This is a genomic window from Novosphingobium taihuense (assembly GCF_007830315.1).
Classification (GTDB): domain Bacteria; phylum Pseudomonadota; class Alphaproteobacteria; order Sphingomonadales; family Sphingomonadaceae; genus Novosphingobium; species Novosphingobium taihuense.
Map to the genome: position 1 here is coordinate 93,132 of NZ_VLKJ01000004.1, position 13,943 is coordinate 107,074.

General features: G+C 63.4%; 12 protein-coding genes, 1 tRNA gene and 1 pseudogene. 9 read left to right on the forward strand and 5 right to left on the reverse strand.

Annotation, left to right across the window (positions count from 1 at the left end; translation table 11 throughout):
- Positions 1-1,284, forward strand: coding sequence for an O-acetylhomoserine aminocarboxypropyltransferase (locus tag IQ25_RS09765; RefSeq protein WP_144905254.1), 1,284 nt, complete (start codon positions 1-3; stop codon positions 1,282-1,284).
- 20 nt (positions 1,285-1,304) lie between these two features.
- On the forward strand, positions 1,305-3,326 hold the full coding sequence (locus IQ25_RS09770; RefSeq protein WP_144905256.1) for an acetyl-CoA carboxylase biotin carboxylase subunit: 2,022 nt from the start codon (positions 1,305-1,307) through the stop codon (positions 3,324-3,326).
- Positions 3,327-3,461: 135 nt separating this feature from the next.
- Here the strand turns inward: IQ25_RS09770 and IQ25_RS09775 are convergent, their stop codons facing one another.
- Positions 3,462-4,865, reverse strand: a complete 1,404-nt coding sequence (locus IQ25_RS09775; RefSeq protein ID WP_144905258.1) for an FAD-binding oxidoreductase — start codon at positions 4,863-4,865, stop codon at positions 3,462-3,464.
- 153 nt (positions 4,866-5,018) lie between these two features.
- Here IQ25_RS09775 and IQ25_RS09780 point away from each other — a divergent pair, with 153 nt between their 5' ends.
- Positions 5,019-5,399 (forward strand): c-type cytochrome, encoded by a 381-nt coding sequence (locus IQ25_RS09780; RefSeq protein WP_407070591.1) that lies wholly within the window; start codon positions 5,019-5,021, stop codon positions 5,397-5,399.
- On the opposite strand, the gene IQ25_RS09785 is transcribed toward IQ25_RS09780, so the two are convergent.
- Complete coding sequence (locus IQ25_RS09785; RefSeq protein ID WP_144905259.1) at positions 5,396-7,333, reverse strand: alkyl/aryl-sulfatase; 1,938 nt, start codon at positions 7,331-7,333, stop codon at positions 5,396-5,398. The genes IQ25_RS09780 and IQ25_RS09785 overlap by 4 nt on opposite strands.
- A 172-nt stretch (positions 7,334-7,505) precedes the next feature.
- On the opposite strand from IQ25_RS09785, the gene IQ25_RS09790 reads away from it, so the two are divergent.
- Positions 7,506-8,378: a hypothetical protein gene (locus IQ25_RS09790; protein WP_144905261.1), complete on the forward strand. Its 873-nt coding sequence runs from the start codon at positions 7,506-7,508 to the stop codon at positions 8,376-8,378.
- 2 nt (positions 8,379-8,380) lie between these two features.
- Here IQ25_RS09790 and IQ25_RS09795 read toward each other — a convergent pair whose 3' ends face one another.
- Positions 8,381-8,647 (reverse strand): hypothetical protein, encoded by a 267-nt coding sequence (locus IQ25_RS09795; protein ID WP_144905263.1) that lies wholly within the window; start codon positions 8,645-8,647, stop codon positions 8,381-8,383.
- A 92-nt stretch (positions 8,648-8,739) separates the two neighbouring features.
- The gene (locus tag IQ25_RS09800; RefSeq protein WP_144905265.1) at positions 8,740-10,497 is read right to left on the reverse strand and encodes a fatty acyl-AMP ligase; all 1,758 of its coding nucleotides are present in this window, start codon (positions 10,495-10,497) and stop codon (positions 8,740-8,742) included.
- Between the two features lie 164 nt (positions 10,498-10,661).
- On the opposite strand from IQ25_RS09800, the gene IQ25_RS09805 reads away from it, so the two are divergent.
- From IQ25_RS09805 to IQ25_RS09820, 4 genes and pseudogenes are all read left to right on the forward strand, one after another.
- Positions 10,662-11,234, forward strand: coding sequence for a regulatory protein RecX (locus IQ25_RS09805; RefSeq protein WP_144905267.1), 573 nt, complete (start codon positions 10,662-10,664; stop codon positions 11,232-11,234).
- Entirely contained in the window at positions 11,218-11,715 is a 498-nt protein-coding gene (locus tag IQ25_RS09810) for a DUF192 domain-containing protein (protein WP_144905269.1), read from the forward strand. The genes IQ25_RS09805 and IQ25_RS09810 overlap by 17 nt, the downstream gene beginning before the upstream one ends.
- A 79-nt stretch (positions 11,716-11,794) precedes the next feature.
- On the forward strand, positions 11,795-12,208 hold the full coding sequence (locus IQ25_RS09815; protein ID WP_144905271.1) for an NADH:ubiquinone oxidoreductase subunit NDUFA12: 414 nt from the start codon (positions 11,795-11,797) through the stop codon (positions 12,206-12,208).
- Positions 12,208-12,624: pseudogene (locus IQ25_RS09820) on the forward strand (DUF2155 domain-containing protein); the annotation flags it as partial. The gene IQ25_RS09815 and the pseudogene IQ25_RS09820, both read left to right, overlap by 1 nt.
- A gap of 35 nt (positions 12,625-12,659) precedes the next feature.
- Here the strand turns inward: IQ25_RS09820 and aat are convergent.
- Positions 12,660-13,436, reverse strand: a complete 777-nt coding sequence (aat, locus tag IQ25_RS09825; protein ID WP_144905273.1) for a leucyl/phenylalanyl-tRNA--protein transferase — start codon at positions 13,434-13,436, stop codon at positions 12,660-12,662.
- A 68-nt stretch (positions 13,437-13,504) separates the two neighbouring features.
- On the opposite strand from aat, the gene IQ25_RS09830 reads away from it, so the two are divergent.
- A tRNA-Trp gene (locus tag IQ25_RS09830) sits at positions 13,505-13,580 on the forward strand.
- Positions 13,581-13,943: the final 363 nt, after the last annotated feature.

Below are 13,943 nucleotides of genomic sequence, written 5' to 3' on the forward strand. Positions count from 1 at the left end.
ATGACGCAGAAGCTTGAGACGCTGACGATCCATGCCGGGTGCGAGCCTGATCCGACCACCAAGGCGCGGATCACGCCGATCTACCAGACCGCAAGCTACGTGTTCGACAGTGCCGAGCACGCGGCCAATCTCTTCGCGCTGGCCGAGTTCGGCAACATCTACACCCGCATCATGAACCCGACCAATGCCGCGCTCGAAGCCAAGATCGCGGCGCTGGAAGGCGGCGTGGGCGCGCTCGGCGTGGCATCGGGCCATGCCGCGCAGTTCATCGTGTTCCACACCCTGATGGAGCCGGGCTGCGAGATCGTGGCGGCCAAGAAGCTCTATGGCGGCACGCTCAACCAGTTTGCGCACAGCTTTGCCAAGTTCGGCTGGAAGGCGGTGTTCGTCGATGCAGATGATCCCGCAGCCGTTGCCGCCGCGATCACCGACAAGACGCGCGGCGTGTTCATCGAAAGCCTCGCCAACCCCGGCGGCGTGGTGCAGGACATCGCGGCGATTGCCGAAGTCGCCCACGCGGCGGGCGTTCCGCTGATCGTCGACAACACGATGGCAAGCCCCGCTTTGTGCCGCCCGATCGAACATGGCGCGGACATCGTCGTCCATTCGTGCACCAAGTTTCTCAACGGCCACGGCAATTCCATCGGCGGCCTGATCGTGGATTCGGGCAAGTTCGACTGGGCGGCGAGCGACAAGTTCCCCTCGCTCACCCAGCCCAACCCGAGCTACCATGGCGCGGTGCTGACCGAGGCACTGAAGCCTGTCGGCCCCATCGCCTTCATCATCGGCTGCCGCGTGCTTGGCCTGCGCGACCTTGGGCCGTCGATGGCACCGATGAACGCGTTCCTGACGCTGACCGGCATGGAAACTCTGGCGCTGCGCATGGAGCGGCACTGCAGCAATGCGCTGCATCTGGCGCAGTGGCTGCAGGCCCACCCCAAGGTGGCTTGGGTGTCCTACGCAGGTCTGCCGAAAGACCCCTATCACCAGCTGGCCAGGCAGTACCTTGGCGGCAAGGGTGGCGCGGTGTTCACCTTCGGCGTGAAGGGCGGGCACGATGCGGGCGTGAAGCTCGTCCAGTCGGTCAAGCTGTTCAGCCACCTCGCCAACATCGGCGACACCCGCTCGCTGATCATCCACCCCGCCTCGACCACGCACAGCCAGCTGGGCGAGGAAGAACTGGTGGCCGCAGGCGCGGGGCCGGACACGGTGCGCGTTTCAGTGGGTATCGAACACATCGACGACATCGTGGCCGACCTCGCGCAGGCACTCGAACAGATTTGAAAAACGGAAAGCAATCGCCCATGTTCAAGAAAATCCTCATCGCCAACCGTGGTGAAATTGCCTGCCGTGTGATCAAGACGGCGCGTCGGATGGGTATTCAGACGGTGGCGGTCTATTCCGATGCCGATGCGCGGGCGCCGTTCGTGCAGATGGCGGACGAGGCGGTGCATATCGGGCCTGCGCCTGCTGCGCAGTCCTACCTCATCGCGGACAAGATCATCGCGGCTTGCAAGCAGACGGGCGCCGAGGCGGTGCATCCGGGCTATGGCTTCCTGTCAGAGCGCACCTCGTTTGCCGAGGCGCTGGCGGCAGAGAACATCGCATTCATCGGCCCACCGGTCGGCGCGATTGCGGCGATGGGTGACAAGATCGAGTCCAAGAAGCTGGCCAAGCAGGCAGGCGTCAACGTTGTGCCCGGCTTCGTCGGCGAGATCGAGGATACCGAACACGCGGTGCGCATCTCGGACGAGATCGGCTATCCGGTGATGATGAAGGCCTCGGCCGGCGGTGGCGGCAAGGGCATGCGCCTCGCCTACAACGAGAAGGACGTGCGCGAGGGCTTTGAAGCGGTGAAGCGCGAGGGCCTGAACTCGTTCGGCGATGATCGCGTGTTCATCGAGAAGTTCATCCTCAACCCGCGCCACATCGAGATCCAGATCCTCGGCGACAAGCACGGCAACATTCTTTACCTGAACGAGCGTGAATGCTCGATCCAGCGCCGCCACCAGAAGGTGGTGGAAGAAGCGCCTTCGCCGTTCGTCACCCCGAAGATGCGCAAGGCGATGGGCGAACAGTGCGTCGCGCTGGCCCGCGCGGTGGGGTATTATTCGGCAGGCACGGTGGAACTGATCGTCTCGGGTGCTGATCCGACGGGCGAGAGCTTCTATTTCCTTGAAATGAACACCCGCCTGCAGGTGGAGCACCCCGTCACCGAGGCGATCACCGGCATCGACCTTGTGGAGCAGATGATCCGCGTCGCTTATGGCGAGAAGCTGCAGATGACGCAGGACGACATCAAGATCGACGGTTGGGCGATCGAGAATCGCGTCTATGCCGAAGACCCCTATCGCGGCTTCCTGCCCTCGACCGGGCGCCTGATCCGCTACAACCCGCCGCTGGCTGGCTGGACCGACGATGGCGAGGCCAACGGGCGGCGCGGCGTTGATGGCGTGCGCGTGGATGACGGCGTCTATGAAGGCGGCGAAGTCTCGATGTTCTATGACCCGATGATCGCCAAGCTGATCACCTGGGGGCCGACGCGCGACGAGGCGGCGGACAAGCAGATCGCGGCCCTGGATGCGTTCGAGATCGAGGGGCTTGGCCACAACATCGATTTCGTCTCGGCGATCATGCAGCACCCGCGCTTCCGCTCGGGCGAGCTGACCACCGGCTTCATCGCCGAGGAGTATCCCGAAGGGTTCACTGGCGCTGCAACCTCCGACGAGCTGAAGCAGACACTTGCCGCTTTGGCAGGCTTCCTTGCCACGGCCCGTGCCGACCGCGCGCGCCGCGTGGACCAGCAGCTGGGTGACGAGCTCGATCCGCCTTACGAATGGGCGGTCAAGATCGGCGGCGATACCTTTGCGGTGACGCTCGACGAGGACGAAGTGACGGTGGACGGCAAGGCCATCGACCTTGCGCTGGAATACACGCCGGGCGATCGCATCGTGCATTGCGAGATCGACGATGCGCCGCTTTCAGTAAAGGTCGAGCCGACGGGCGCAGGGTTCAAGCTCACCACGCGTGGCGCGATCCATCAGGTGCAGGTCCTGCCCGCGCACATCGCGTCCTACACCCAGCATATGATCGAAAAGATCCCGCCTGATCTTTCGAAGTTCCTGATCTGCCCGATGCCGGGTCTGCTCGTCACGCTCAACGTTGGCGAGGGCGATATGGTGGAAGCGGGGCAGCCGCTGGCCGTGGTCGAAGCCATGAAGATGGAGAACATCCTGCGTGCCGAGAAGGCGGGCAAGGTGAAGTCGGTCAATGCCAAGGCGGGCGACAGTCTGGCCGTGGATGCGATCATCCTCGAGATGGAGTGAGGCTTTGCGCCTCACTCCATAGCTGAGATCGTCGCGTCGCCCCGGCAAAGGCCGGGGCCCATCACCTCTCGTGCAAGACCAAGACGTACTGGTTCCCGGCCTACGCCGGGATGACGGGAGAATTTTACATTCGGCTCAAAGCCGGAATATCTTTCCCGGATTGAACAGGTTTTGCGGGTCCATCGCCTGCTTGATCGTGCGCATGACCTGCACCGCGTCCTCGCCAAGTTCGTCGACAAGGCATTGCTGCTTTCCGTAGCCCACTCCGTGCTCGCCCGTGCAGGTGCCATCCATGGCAAGGGCGCGGGCAACCATGCGATGATTCACCGCCTCCACTTCGGCCATCTCGTGTGGCGCGTTCGGATCGATCGAAAAGACGAGGTGGAAATTTCCATCACCGACGTGGCCAAGGATCGTCGCGGGTACGCTGCATTTGTCGAGGTCGGCGCGAGTGGCGAGGATGCATTCGGCAAGGCGGCTCATCGGCACGCAGACGTCCGTCGTCAGCCCGATTGCGCCCGGCCTCAGGTTGACTGCGGCGTAATAGGATTCATGCCGGGCGCGCCACAGGCGGCTGCGGTCTTCGGCGTGGGTGGCCCACTGGAATTCACCACCGCCGTTGCCTGCTGCCAGCGCCCTTACCGTTTCCACCTGTTCGGTGACTCCGGCAGGCGTGCCATGAAATTCGAAGAACAGCGTCGGCGCTTCCGGCAAGCCGAGCTTGCTGCGCAGGTTTACCGCGCGGATCTGCATGGAATCGAGCAGCTCGATGCGCGCCATCGGTACGCTGCAATGAAATGCCCCGACGACCGTTTCGATGGCACCTGCGAGGCTTTCGAACGGGCAAGTCGCGGCCATGATCGCTTCGGGCACTGGGTGGAGCCGCAACGTGACAGCGGTTATCACGCCCAGCGTGCCTTCAGAACCAATGTAAAGTCGTGTCAGGTCATACCCGGCAGCAGATTTCTTGGCGCGCGTCCCGGTGCGGATCACCTTGCCCTGTGGCGTGACCACTTCCAGCCCGAGTACGGCCTCGCGCATCGTGCCATAGCGCACGGCATTGGTGCCCGAGGCGCGGGTGGAGGCCATGCCGCCGATGGTGGCGTTGGCGCCCGGATCGATCGGGAAGAACAATCCGCTGTCACGCAAGTGGGTGTTGAGCGCCTCGCGCCGGATACCGGGCTGCACCGTGCAATCGAAGTCGGCATGGTTGACGCTCAGGACCGCATCCATTCGCGTCAGGTCGAGGCTGACCCCGCCTTCCAGTGGCAAAGTGTGCCCCTCCAGCGAGGTGCCGGCGCCATAGGGCACAATTGCGACGCCGGCATCGCGGCAGAGATTCACGCAATCGACCACGTCCTGCGTGGAGATTGCAAAGACCACCGCGTCGGGAAGGACGGTGGAGTACTGCGATTCGCTCGCGCCGTGTTGCGCGCGGATGGCCTCGCTCGTTTGGCAGGCAGGACCGAAACGGGCCGCAAGACTCTCGATGAAGCCGCAGGCAAGCGGGCGAGCCATACGGACGTGCTGGGTTTCCATGGACCGACCCTAGCCTATCGCCACCTTTTTTGAAGTGTTGCGCAAATGATATGGCGCATACGCGTTCAGGCGGGATAAAGCGCCACTGCAACAATATCGTTTGGCGTTCGAGCGTGGGGCTCTGGCGAGATTGAAACAAGGCAGGGTGCAAGAATGAAGAAATTGAAGGGTGCGATGATCGTTGCAGGCATGGCCGCTGCGGCGCTGGTAGGTGGCTCCGCTTCCGCGCAGGATGCGGCGGCTGGCAAGAAGGTTTTCATGCGTTGCATCGCCTGCCATGCGGTCCAGCCGGGTGCAGGGGTCAAGATGGGGCCTAACCTTGCAGGTGTTGCAGGCCGCAAGGCAGCCGCAGCACCGGGCTTCAAGTATTCTGCCGCGATGCAGAAGGCCAAGTTGAAGTGGGATGACGCCACGCTCGACAAATGGTTGACGCGCCCCGCCGCCGTTGTGCCGGGTACGTCGATGGCCTTCGCGGGCCTGCCCAACGCGGCTGACCGCGCGAACGTGATCGCCTATCTCAAGAAACCGAACTAAGGCGTTACAATATTGAAGGCGGGATCCGGTTTGTCGAGCCAGCTGACGAGGCGGGCGAAGGCAGTCGGGTCCCCTTCAATCGTTGCTTCACCGGAAGCGACCTTGGCTGCCAAGGGCTGACCCGCGAACAGAGCCGCCAAAAGGTCTGAATAGCGCACCGTCAGCGTGGCCTGCCTGCCATCGCGCAGACCCTTGCGATGGACCAGCACGCCGTTGGCTATGGTCACGGTCCAGTCTTGCTGCTTGTCGGGGAAGACGAAGCCCAGCGATGCCGAACCGTCAGTCGCCTTTGCCGGATCGAGCCGGACGGCCAGCACTTCGAACAGGTCCGAGGGTGGCAACTGGCTGATCAGCCCGGCACCACCTGTGGGATCGGTCGCCGCAACGCCGTTGTCCAGCTCGCTTGCGCCGGTCAGATACATGTTGCGCCACAGGGCATTTTCGCTCTGGTAGGCGAGCTGGCGATAGGTTCGGGCGAGCAGTGCCTTGGCGGCCGCATCGGCTCCGTCGGCAAAGATCACGTGGTTGAGCAGTTCGGCAGTCCAGGCATAATCGCCTTTGGCAAAGGCGGCTTCGGCCAGTGCCCTGACGCGGGCCGCGCCGCCCATTGCCTCGACATAGCGACGGCCGCCTTCCTCCGGGGGTAGCGGGGCGAGATGGGCCGGGTTGCCGTCGTACCAGCCCATGTAGAACTGATAGACCGCGCGGCTGTTAAAGCTGTAGGAGCCGTAATAGGGCCGGTCATACCACTGCTGCGCGAGTGCGGGGGGCAGGGTGAGCTTTGCGGCGATCTCCGGCCCGGTCAGACCTTTGTTCATCAGGCGCACGGTCTGGTCGTGAAGGTAGGCATATGCGTCGCGGTGCTTGCCGAGATAATCTGCTATCTCGCCAGCGCCAAAGCGGGGCCAACCGTGGCTGGTGATCAGCACTTCTGAACCCGCAAAGAAATCCATCGCTTCGGTCAGGCCCTGGGCCCAAGCCTTCGCGTCACGGATCACCGCGCCGCGCGGGGTGAGGATGTTGTGCTGGCTGACGTTCGCGTTCTCGGCGAGGTCGGCGACTTTCCAGTCGGGGAAACCGAAGTTCATCTCGGCAGGCGCTTCGGTGCCGGGCGTGATCTGGAAGCGGACTCGCACGCCATCGAGCACCAGCTCGGTGCCGGTCTCGCTGATTTCGCGCGTGGGCGGGATAAGGCTGCGGCCACCTGCAGCAACGCCCATGCCTATTCCTGAACCCATCGATCCTTCCGGGCCCTTGGGCAGGGAAAGGCCGAACTGGTATCCCGCGCGGCGTCCCATGGCCGGCCCTGCGATCACGTTTTCGCTGACGGCAGCGCGGGTAAAGCCTGCGGGTGCGATGATCGGCGCGTCCTTGGCCATCGCTGCGAGAAGCCCACCTGCCCCGCCGAAATGGTCGACATGACTGTGGGTGTAGATCATCGCGGTGACGGGCAGCTTGGCCACCTTTTCCGAGATTAGGTTATAGGCCGCGGCGGCGGTTTCGGTTGCGGTCAGCGGGTCGATCACGATCCAGCCCTTGTCGCCGCGCACGAACGTGATGTTGGCAACATCAAATCCGCGAACCTGCCAGATGCGATCAGTGACCTTGAACAGTCCTGCCTTGCCAAGGACCTGCGCATGACGCCAGAGGCTGGGGTTCACCGTGGCCGGGGCCTCGCCCCTGGCAAAGGCGAAGGCCGATGTATCCCAGACCGGCTTGCCTGCGGCATCACGGATCACAGGGTCCTTGAGTGTTGCTACGAATCCCCGCGAGGCGAAATCGAAGTCGCGCGTGTCAGCCATGGGCAGCTCGGCAAGGGCAGCGGCATTGGCCTTGCGCGTGGCTTCGCTGGGCGTGTCCGCTAAGGCTGGACGGGCGAGCAGCAGAAGCGATACACCGGCGACCAGCGCACGGCGGAAGTGAGATGAAAGCATGTCCTCTCCCGGCTCCGATCTACGTGGAGTTCCAAGAGCTAGAGTGACCTTAATCGCGCGATTAGGGAAGCCCTGATAACAGTGTCCGCAGCGGATGGAATCTGATCAACTTGCGTGGACAGAAGCTGGGCGTACCGGCACTCTGCAAATTCCCTTGCGTGAAGGCGTTCTCATGATCCTCCGGAAGCTCTTGTCAGTTGCCGCTTTCCTGGTCCTGCCCACGGCGGGGTTCGCAGAAGAGGGACAGGACGCCTTCATCAAGGATATGGTTCGTCTCGTTGGTAAGGCTCACCCTACTGGCGAGGTGAAGACGTCCGGAGATGACTGGCAGGAAATCCGCATCGATTTTCCCGGCGAGGACGACGATCGGATCGTCAACATCGGCCGCATCTGGACCTATTGTCAGGCGGTCGCGAAATCCGATTGCAAGGATGCCAAGGAAGAGTTCGCGCGCAAATCGGCCCTTCGGCCACCCGAAGGCAAACTCAGCGATCTTCGGGTTACCGTACGAGATCAGGTCTATTACGACTACGTGAGAGGCCCCTCATCGCAGGGCTATAGACCCGCTGCCAAGGCAATGGATGCTTACGCTCGTCAGATCGGTGATGATCTGTACGAGTTTCTGGTACTCGATTCACCCGAGACGATCGCCCTTGCAGGACCCGAGGCTTTGAAGAAACTCTCGATCTCGGAAGACGAGGCGTGGCGCATTGCCGAGCGGCAGACAGCCGAGAAACTTCCGCCCCTGCCGACAGTAGAGCAACTACGAGAAAATGCGGTGGCGTTTGAGGAGTACGAGTATCTTGGCAGTTTGCTGGTGCAGCGAGACGGATTTGCCGAGTTGGCGAGGGAGCTTGGTCCCGATCTGTTCGTAACGGCCGTTTCGGATGGCTTCGTCTTCGTCGGCCTGATGCCTGACGGAGAAGGACTGCAACGGTTTTCGAAGACTGTAGCCGACGACTGTGCGGCGCAGCAGCGTTGCATCTCGCCAAACATCTACCGGTTCCGCGATGGGCAGTGGCGCATTGCAACTGGAACCAACTAACCCTAACCGAACAGCCTCTGCCACAGGCTGGGGCGGCGGTCAGGGAGTTCCTGGCCGGTGGCGCGCATCAGGTAATTGGCGAGCAGCATGGCCTGGTTGCGGGTCATCAGCAGGTGGTGCGTGTCGACAGCATCTGGCGTAGGTCGCGCCTTGCTGGTCGACTGCACGGTAAGGTGGATGTTGCGCGCGAAAGCGCGATGCTTCCAGCCGATCACGACACCTGAAAGCTCGTGCGGCGTCTCGTCGGTCGGCAGGTTTGCCGTTGCCATATGCCCTCTCCCAATTCCCCGCCGCCCAAGGAATCGGAAGATGACAATTTCGTCAAGCTTTTAAGATTGGCACGCGTGCCGCTTCGGAACGATCAGGCCGCGAGCTGGTACGGCGCGATCTCTCCGGCAAGGTAAAGCTTCTTGGCCTTTGCGCGGCTGAGCTTGCCCGAGCTGGTGCGCGGCAGCGTGCGGGGAGGCACGAGTTCGACCACGCAGTTCATCCCGGTGATCGAGCGGACCTTGTCGCGGATCTGGTCGCGCAGCTTGATGCGTTCGGCAGGGTCCGAGACGCGGCAATGGACCAGCACGGCGGGGGCTTCCTCGCCGTTCTCGGTTTCGACCGAGAAGGCGGCAATGTCACCCTGGTGGAAGCCGGGGAGCTGTTCGACGGCCCATTCGATGTCCTGCGGCCAGTGGTTCTTGCCGTTGATGATGATCATGTCCTTGGCGCGACCGACGATAAACAGATAGCCCTTCTCGTCGACGTAGCCCATGTCGCCAGTATCGAGCCAGCCATCGACCATGCAGGCATCGGTGGCTTCGGCATCGCGGAAGTAAGAGTGCATGACCGACGATCCGCGGCACCAGACCTTGCCGATGTGATGGTGGGCCAGAACATTGCCGCTCTCGCCCCGGATGGCGACCTCCATGCCGCGCACCGGAACGCCGCAGTTGACCATGGCGCGATAGCGGGCAGGGCGGGACAGATCGCGCGGCGTGCCCGAAAGACGCTCTTCCTCGACCAGTTCGACGCGGATGCCTTCGCCCGGCGGCATGATGGTGACCGCCAGCGTCGCTTCGGCAAGGCCGTAGCTCGGCAGGAAGGCCTCGGCCTTGAAGCCGGCATCGGCAAAGGCGTTGACGAAGTTCTGCATCACGTCAGGGCGGATCATGTCGGCCCCGTTGCCGGCCACGCGCCAGCGCGACAGGTCGAAACGGTCAGAGACGTGGGTCTGGCTCGAGATGCGACGCGCGCAGATGTCGTAGCCGAAGGTTGGAGAATAGGAGAGCGTCGTGCCGGTGTTGCGGCTGATCAGATCGAGCCACGCGAGCGGACGGCGGGCGAAATCCTCAGTCTTGAGGTAGTCGACCGAGACGCCATTGGCGATCGGCGAGAGGAAGCAGCCGACAAGGCCCATGTCGTGATACCAGGGCAGCCATGATACCGCGCGGTCCGGGTCCGCGATGCTCATGCCGTGGGCGTGGCCTGCCAGATTGGCGAGCAGGGCGCGGTGGGTAACGGCGACGCCGTGGGGGAAGCGGGTCGAGCCACTGGAATACTGAAGGTAGCTGATCGCCTCCGGATCGGGCTTGGGCAGCGGCGCGTCGGACATGTCACCAGCGTCAAATTCCGCCCAGGAGAGACCCTTGCAACCCTGGCGGGCGGCGGCGGCAGCGGCCATCTCGGCGATCTCGCCGGGATAGAGAAGCATCTTCGGGTCCGAGCTGCCAAGCTGTACGGCGAGCTGGTCGATATAGCTTTCCTTGCCGCCGAAGCTGGTTGGCAGGGGAAGCGGGACCGGCCATGCGCCAGCGTACATCGCGCCGCAGAAGATAGCGGCAAATTCAGGACCTGTCTCTGCCACGAGGGCCACGCGATCACCGGGGGCAACGCCCATGGCGACGAGGCGGCGCGCGGCGACAAGCGCATCTTCGCGCAGTTCGGAATAGGGATAGACGCGCGAAAGTGTGCCGCGCGGATCGTGGAAGTTGAACCCGAGCACGCCCTTTGCGGCGTAGTCGAGCGCGTCGCAGAACGTGTCGAACTCCGAATACCGACGTGGCTGCACGTCGAGATTGGGTGTGGGAACGAGAGCCGCCTTTTCAGCGACAGCGTTCGAAACAGTCATGCGATACCCCGATGTTATCTTCATTCGTCCTGCGGGCCTTTGCGTGCCCGCCGATGAACGGTCCATTAGCTTCGGACGGCCCATTACTGGTCCGTGACGCGAAAACAACGCCACCACGGTACGGACGTTCTCATTTAGTCGCGACTGTGGCACGAATGTGGCGAATGGATCGCAATTCCCCAGATCGTGGCGGAGAACGCAGGGAGCGCAGGCCGCCAAGGCCGCTCGATGCGCGGCGGCTTGACGACCTCGCGCTGTCTTACGTTGCACGCTTTGCGACAAGCGCGGGCAAGCTTTCGGACTATCTGCGGCGCAAGCTGCGCGAACGGGGCTGGGAAGGTGAGGGCGAGGCCGACATCGCCGGAATCGTCGCGCGGTTCGTGGAGCTGGGATACATCGACGATGCCATGTATGCGCGGGGCAAGGCGCAAGGGCTGCTCCGGCGAGGCTATGGCGCCAGGCGTATCGATCAGGCCTTGGGTGCGGCAGGCATTGCCGAACCCTTGCGGGAAGACGCGCGGGGCAGCGAGGTGGAACGACGGCGGGCGGCTCTGGTCATGGCGCGCAAGCGGCGGTTCGGCCCGTTCGGCACCGGGGAGAGGCTTGACCCGGCAACTCGCGAAAAGCAGGTGGCTGCCATGCTAAGGGCTGGACACCCTCTTGCGCATGCGCGCGCGGTGGTGAATGCGTTGAGCCAAGAGGCTCTGGAAGAGTGGACCGATGAAGCAGGCGACTAGAATTATTGCATTTGCTGCCCTCGCGATGATCGCGGGGTGCTCTCCGGGCGCGGCGGATGCCGGAGCCAAGGCGCCTGCACAGACTGCGACGCCTGCGGTGCACCCGGTTTCGGGCCTGCAGATTCAGCCTGTGACCGTGACCAGCGGCAAGACAGCGCACGTTTTCAAGTCGGAAGTCGCGCGCACGTCGGCCGAGCAGGCCAAGGGCCTGATGTTCCGCACCGCGCTGGGCAATGACGAGGGCATGATCTTCCTGCGCAATCCGCCTGACATTGCGGCGTTCTGGATGCGCAATACGGTGATTCCGCTCGACATCATCTTCATCGGCACCGACCATCGCATCCTGAACATTGCGGCGAACGCCGTGCCCTATGACGAGACGCCCCTTCCGGCTGCCGGACCGACGCTTGCCGTGCTTGAGATAAATGGCGGGCTTGCGGCGAAGCTCGGGATCAAGGCGGGCGACAAGGTTGAATGGTAACTGATAGGCAGGCGCATCAACGCGCTTGCCGACTCCCCCCATCACCGGCTAAGCGCGCCAAATATCCAAGGCAGGTACCATGAGCATCCTCGGCAAGATCTTCACATGGTGGAATGGTGCCACCGTCACCACCATGCTGTTCAGCGCGCTGAATGGCGAGCAGGTGGGCACCGACGCGCAAGGCAACAAGTACTTCCGCGCGAAGAAGCCCTATCCCAAGGGCCACCCCTTTGCCGGGCGTGAGCGTCGCTGGGTAATCTACAACGGCGCGAACGACGCCAGCCGCGTGCCTTCGGAATGGCACGGCTGGCTGCACGGGTCGTTCGACGGGGTGCCTGAAAGCAACCTGCCGCCCGCACGAATCTGGGAAGTGGACTACACGCCCAACGCCACCGGCACGGTCAACGCCTATCGCCCGCAAGGCGCGCTGGAGCGTGGCGGAAAGCGCGCGGCGGCAACGGGCGACTACGAAGCCTGGGTTCCGGAAGCCTGATGCCATCGGTCGCGTCGGCGGCTCGGCGGGCACTCGCGATTGCGGGCCTGCTGGCGCTTGCCGGTTGTGGCGACAAGGCACCACCACCGCCACCTGAAGCGACCGAGACCGGTTCTGCCATCGCCAGTGCATCCGGCGCGGCAGTGGAGAGCGAGTTCGGCACGCCGATCAAGGATCGCGTGGCAACGCTGGGCTTTCTCAACAAGCGCAACAACATCACGCAGGACATTGTCCTCAAGAGCGGCGAATCGCGGCGCATCGGCAATGCCATCGTCAAGCTTGCCACCTGCGAGAAGACTGCGCCCTGGGAAGACCCGCCGGAGATCGGGGCCTTCGTCCAGTTGTATGTGGAAGAGCGCGCGACTACCGAGCAGCCACTAGCCTGGCACAAGGTCTTTTCCGGCTGGCTGTTCAGAAATGCGCCTTCGCTCAACGTCGTCGAGCATTCGGTCTATGACGTCTGGGTCAAGGACTGCGCGATGACGTTCCCCGGCGAGGAAGAGCCGCTGGCATCGTCGCGCAGCGCGGCAAATCCGGCTGGCAGCCCGAGCACGGCGGCTTCGCCGGCCCCGGTCGCAAGTCCGTCGGCTACTGCATCGGCCAGCGCCCGTGCGGCGGATACCTCGCCTGAGGAATAAGGCCGCTGCGCCTGCGACAGGAGTTGCAGGTACTGGCTTTGCGGCATCTCCACCGCGCCCAACGAGGCGAGGTGCGAGGTGGTGAACTGGCAATCCAGCAGTTCGGCCCCGATTCGCCGCAACGCCGCCACAAGCCACGCCAGCGCGACCTTCGAAGCGTCGGTCTTGCGGCTGAACATCGATTCGCCACAGAACACTCGCGCGAAGCCGACGCCGTAGAGGCCTCCCACAAGACGTCCTTCGCTCCAGCATTCGATCGAGTGGGCGTGGCCATGTTCGTGCAGGCCGATGTAGCTTTCGCGGATGCGCGTGCTGATCCAGCTTTCGTCGGCCCCCGGGCGGGGAGCGGCGCAGGCATCGATCACGGCTTCGAAGGCAGCGTTGCAGGTGACCGTGAACTTGCCGCGCCGCAGTGTGCGGGCGAGCGATCTGGAGAGATGGAAGCCATCGAGCGGCAGAATCGCGCGCATGCGCGGCTCTACCCAGAAGACTTCGGGATCGTCACGGCTGTCCGCCATCGGGAAGATGCCCGCGCGATAGGCCTTGAGCAGAAGCTCTGGCGGGATGGTGTGGGGATCATTTCGGGCCATGATGACAATAATGTGTTTCGGTCGGTTGCGCTCCCCGCGTCAAGCCTTTAAGGGGCCGGTCAGAGTACAGGAGTGTAGCTCAGTTGGTAGAGCATCGGTCTCCAAAACCGAGGGCCGTGGGTTCGAGTCCCCCCACTCCTGCCACTCTCGCCGCATCGCGGCGGGCCCGGCGCGGATGAGACCGGCGCAGATTTCTTTCATCTTGGCCTAGAGATATCGATCTTCGGCATCAGGCCGCTGGTTGATTCGCTTCACGCATCCTAGATCAGCTTTGTGACTCAAAGCTCCGATCAGCGTTCATCCAGCTTCATCGTCAACCGCAGGTCTGTGCTCGCAGTGCTATTGGCAGGGACGGCGGGCGCCCGGGTGGTGGCTGCTGGCGTTGTCCGGGGGCAGGGTTTGGACCGCTTCGACGCCGACACCGCGGCCACCCTGAAGAATCGGCTACAGATTGACGGCCACGCGGCATACGCGTCAGTCCGCCCGTTGCGCCGATGGGCTGGCGTT

What these genes read in the sequence shown, in the direction of transcription:
- IQ25_RS09765 (WP_144905254.1), top strand. Translation starts at nt 1, where the DNA reads ATGACGCAGAAGCTTGAGACGCTGACGATCCATGCCGGGTGCGAGCCT.
- IQ25_RS09770 (WP_144905256.1), top strand. Translation starts at nt 1,305, where the DNA reads ATGTTCAAGAAAATCCTCATCGCCAACCGTGGTGAAATTGCCTGCCGT.
- IQ25_RS09775 (WP_144905258.1), bottom strand. Translation starts at nt 4,865, where the DNA reads ATGGAAACCCAGCACGTCCGTATGGCTCGCCCGCTTGCCTGCGGCTTC.
- IQ25_RS09780 (WP_407070591.1), top strand. Translation starts at nt 5,019, where the DNA reads ATGAAGAAATTGAAGGGTGCGATGATCGTTGCAGGCATGGCCGCTGCG.
- IQ25_RS09785 (WP_144905259.1), bottom strand. Translation starts at nt 7,333, where the DNA reads ATGCTTTCATCTCACTTCCGCCGTGCGCTGGTCGCCGGTGTATCGCTT.
- IQ25_RS09790 (WP_144905261.1), top strand. Translation starts at nt 7,506, where the DNA reads ATGATCCTCCGGAAGCTCTTGTCAGTTGCCGCTTTCCTGGTCCTGCCC.
- IQ25_RS09795 (WP_144905263.1), bottom strand. Translation starts at nt 8,647, where the DNA reads ATGGCAACGGCAAACCTGCCGACCGACGAGACGCCGCACGAGCTTTCA.
- IQ25_RS09800 (WP_144905265.1), bottom strand. Translation starts at nt 10,497, where the DNA reads ATGACTGTTTCGAACGCTGTCGCTGAAAAGGCGGCTCTCGTTCCCACA.
- IQ25_RS09805 (WP_144905267.1), top strand. Translation starts at nt 10,662, where the DNA reads ATGGATCGCAATTCCCCAGATCGTGGCGGAGAACGCAGGGAGCGCAGG.
- IQ25_RS09810 (WP_144905269.1), top strand. Translation starts at nt 11,218, where the DNA reads ATGAAGCAGGCGACTAGAATTATTGCATTTGCTGCCCTCGCGATGATC.
- IQ25_RS09815 (WP_144905271.1), top strand. Translation starts at nt 11,795, where the DNA reads ATGAGCATCCTCGGCAAGATCTTCACATGGTGGAATGGTGCCACCGTC.
- aat (WP_144905273.1), bottom strand. Translation starts at nt 13,436, where the DNA reads ATGGCCCGAAATGATCCCCACACCATCCCGCCAGAGCTTCTGCTCAAG.